Origin of the sequence: Burkholderia sp. CpTa8-5, from assembly GCF_017815045.1 — a bacterium.
GTDB lineage: Bacteria > Pseudomonadota > Gammaproteobacteria > Burkholderiales > Burkholderiaceae > Burkholderia > Burkholderia sola.
Window position 1 is genome coordinate 1 of record NZ_JAGIQD010000063.1, and the last position, 3,079, is coordinate 3,079.

General features: G+C 62.6%; 4 protein-coding genes. All 4 read left to right on the forward strand.

Annotated features, from left to right (window positions below; all coding sequences use genetic code 11):
* Positions 1 to 73 precede the first annotated feature (73 nt).
* The 4 genes from J8I35_RS34290 to J8I35_RS34305 are packed head-to-tail and all read left to right on the forward strand — an operon-like array spanning position 74 to position 3,049.
* Positions 74 to 505 carry a transposase gene (locus tag J8I35_RS34290; protein WP_045598719.1) on the forward strand — a complete coding sequence of 144 codons (432 nt, stop codon included), beginning with the start codon at positions 74 to 76 and terminating at the stop codon, positions 503 to 505.
* On the forward strand, positions 502 to 849 hold the full coding sequence (gene tnpB / locus J8I35_RS34295) for an IS66 family insertion sequence element accessory protein TnpB (protein ID WP_209929380.1): 348 nt from the start codon (positions 502 to 504) through the stop codon (positions 847 to 849). The genes J8I35_RS34290 and tnpB overlap by 4 nt, the downstream gene beginning before the upstream one ends.
* A gap of 50 nt (positions 850 to 899) precedes the next feature.
* Complete coding sequence (locus J8I35_RS34300; protein ID WP_209929382.1) at positions 900 to 2,441, forward strand: IS66 family transposase; 1,542 nt, start codon at positions 900 to 902, stop codon at positions 2,439 to 2,441.
* A gap of 11 nt (positions 2,442 to 2,452) precedes the next feature.
* The gene (locus tag J8I35_RS34305) at positions 2,453 to 3,049 is read left to right on the forward strand and encodes a plasmid pRiA4b ORF-3 family protein (protein ID WP_209929381.1); all 597 of its coding nucleotides are present in this window, start codon (positions 2,453 to 2,455) and stop codon (positions 3,047 to 3,049) included.
* The last annotated feature ends 30 nt before the right edge of the window (positions 3,050 to 3,079 follow it).

A 3,079-nucleotide genomic window follows, 5' to 3' on the forward strand; every position in this document is an offset into this window, starting at 1 on the left:
CGTAAGCGTCATTTCGTGGCCGCATGGACAGAGCTGCAGCCGGTGTCCAAAGTGATGTCCGTTACTTCAAGTGATGGGGACTACTTTGGACACACGGAATGCGCGAGCGTCGAACCGCAAGGGCCGACCGAACTACACGCCGGAGTACCGACGGCAAGTTGCCGTCGCGGCGTGCGAGCCGGGTATTTCGGTGGCCAAGCTCGCGCAGGCGCACGGACTGAATCCCAATATGGTGTTCAAGTGGCGTCGGCAACTGCGGGCGGGCCTGTTTGAAGGTGTGGCGCACAGCACAGCGGTGTTGCTGCCTGTAGCGCTACCTGATGCACCGACCGGCGAAACGTCAGAACTGGCGTCGCTCGCTCTACAGCCTGTCGAGCCACATCGCGAGAGCGTATCGGCAGCGTCGGGCATCGAGATCGAACTGAACGGTGCCCGTGTACGCGTCACGGGCATGGTGGACCCCGTGCAGTTGCGCCTCGTGCTGCGCTGCCTGATGCCAGCATGATTGCGCCGCCAGGCGGTACCCGCGTATGGCTGGCAGCGGGCGTTACCGATATGCGCCGTGGCATGGATGGACTTGCCACGCTGGTGCAGTCAGCGCTCGGACGTGATCCCTTCTCGGGGCACATCTTCCTGTTTCGTGGGCGTCGCGGTGACCTCATCAAGATTTTATGGTGGAGCGGCGACGGCATGAACCTGTACGCGAAACGACTCGAGCGAGGACGCTTCGTGTGGCCGCAGGCGGACTCGGGAACAGTCCATCTGTCAGCTGCCCAACTGTCGATGCTGCTCGAGGGGATTGACTGGCGGCATCCAGAGCGGACGTGGCAGCCGAAGCACGCCGCGTAACGCCGGGTGCGGGAACCCACAAGCGCGTGGGCTTCATTTACACTGGCTGCATGCCTGCCAACCATCTGCCCGATGACATCGCCGCCCTCAAGCGCATTGTTGCCTCGCGTGACGAGACCATTGCGCAGTTGCTGGCCGAGATCTCGAGGCTGAAGCGATGGCAGTACGGCCGCTCATCGGAGCGCATGACAGAATTGATGGACCAGCTGCAGCTCGCGCTCGGTGAGCTGCCTGTTCCTGAAGCAAATATGGCCGCACCGGCGAAGGTGCCTGATGCCGCGACTGCGGATACATCGGCTACTACGAACCTCAATTCGCTGCGCCGCAAACCGCGGCACTTCCCTGCCCATTTGCCTCGCGATACGGTTGTTCATACGCCAACGAGCTGCGGATGCCCGGAATGCGGCAAACAGATGCGCGCGCTCGGCGAAGACGTCTCGGAGGTGCTCGACTATGTACCCGGCTACTTCAAGGTACTGCGTCACGTACGTCCGAAGCTGAGCTGCCCGCGCTGTGCTGCAGTGGTACAGGAGCCAGCACCTTCGCGACCGATAGCGCGCTCGATGGCGGGTGCCGGGCTGCTCGCACAGGTCGTCGTCGCGAAGTACGCTGACCATACGCCGCTGTACCGGCAGGCCGGCATCTATCGCCGCGCCGGCATCGAACTGGATCGCGCGACACTGGCTTCGTGGGTGCGTGAAGCAGCGGCGCTACTGCAGCCGCTGTCTGATGCACTCGGCCGTTACGTGCGCGACGCAGACAAGATTCATACCGACGACACGCCCGTGCCTGTGCTGGAGCCGGGGCGTGGCAAGACACGCACAGCGCGCCTGTGGACCTATGTGCGGGACGACCGCCCTGCGGGAAGCCGCGCGCCACCAGCAGTCTGGTACAGGTACTCACCCGATCGCAAAGGTGAGCGACCTCGAGAACATCTTGCGGGCTACACGGGAATCCTGCAGGCAGATGCCTTCAGCGGTTATGACGCGCTGTATCGTGACGGCACGGTCATCGAGGCCGGGTGCTGGGCCCATGCGCGGCGCAAGTTCTACGACATATACAAACTGGACAGCTCACCGATTGCCGAAGAAGCACTGCACCGCATCGGGGCGCTGTATGTTGTTGAGCGCGAGGTTCGCGGCCAGACGCCGAACGTGCGCCTGTCTGCGCGTCAGCAGCGCTCGGCCCCATTGCTCGCTGAGCTGAAGGCCTGGCTCGAACACACGCTGTCACTGGTCTCGGCGAAGTCGGGGCTGGCGAAGGCGATTAGATACTCGCTGGGGCACTGGCACGCTCTCACACGCTATTGCGAAGACGGGCGCGTCGAGGTGGACAACAATACGGCGGAGCGCGCGATCAGGCCGCTGGTTCTCGGCAGGCGCAATTATCTGTTCGCAGGCTCCGACGGCGGTGGCCAAAGCGCGGCGGTGATCTATAGCCTGATCGGTACGGCGCGCCTGAACGGCATCGAGCCGTTTGCCTACCTGCGCACGGTGTTTGAGCGCATCGCCGATCATCCCATCAACCGCATCGACGAGTTGCTGCCGTGGCACCTGATGCCGACTGCACACATCGAACAGCAAGCCGCCTGAGAATCAATCCGATGGTCCAACCCCGCAAACCTGCCGTGCGCCTGGTCAAGGCGCCAGTCCCCGATTACGTACTGCGCGTTGAGCTGAAGTACATCAAGCCGGCGATCTGGCGACGAATCGTCGTTCCCGGCTCGATCCGGCTGGGCAAGCTGCATGTCGTGCTGCAACTGGCCATGGGCTGGGAAGGCGGGCACCTGCACGAGTTCGTCTTCGGCGAAACCAACTATGGTGAACCTGATGACTTTGGATTCCAGAGCGATCCACCAATGCTCAATGAAGCACGGGTCACACTGTCGAAGGCGCTCGGCGGGCTGAAGTCATTCACCTATATCTACGACTACGGTGACAACTGGCAGCATCGGATCAAAGTCGAGAAGGCGCTGGTGCCTGATCCAGACATGCGCCGGCCGATGTGCCTGGACGGGCAGAATGCGTGTCCACCGGAAGACGTCGGGGGAGTGCCAGGATATGCCGACTTCCTCGGAGCGATCACCGATCCGACGCACGAGGAGCACGACCACTTCCTCGAGTGGTGTGGCGGCAGCTTCGATCCCACCGCCTTTGATCTCGTGCTCGCGAATCAGCGCCTCTCAGAGGTCAAGTTCTGATCGTCAAGACGGCCTCAGATTGACGCTTAC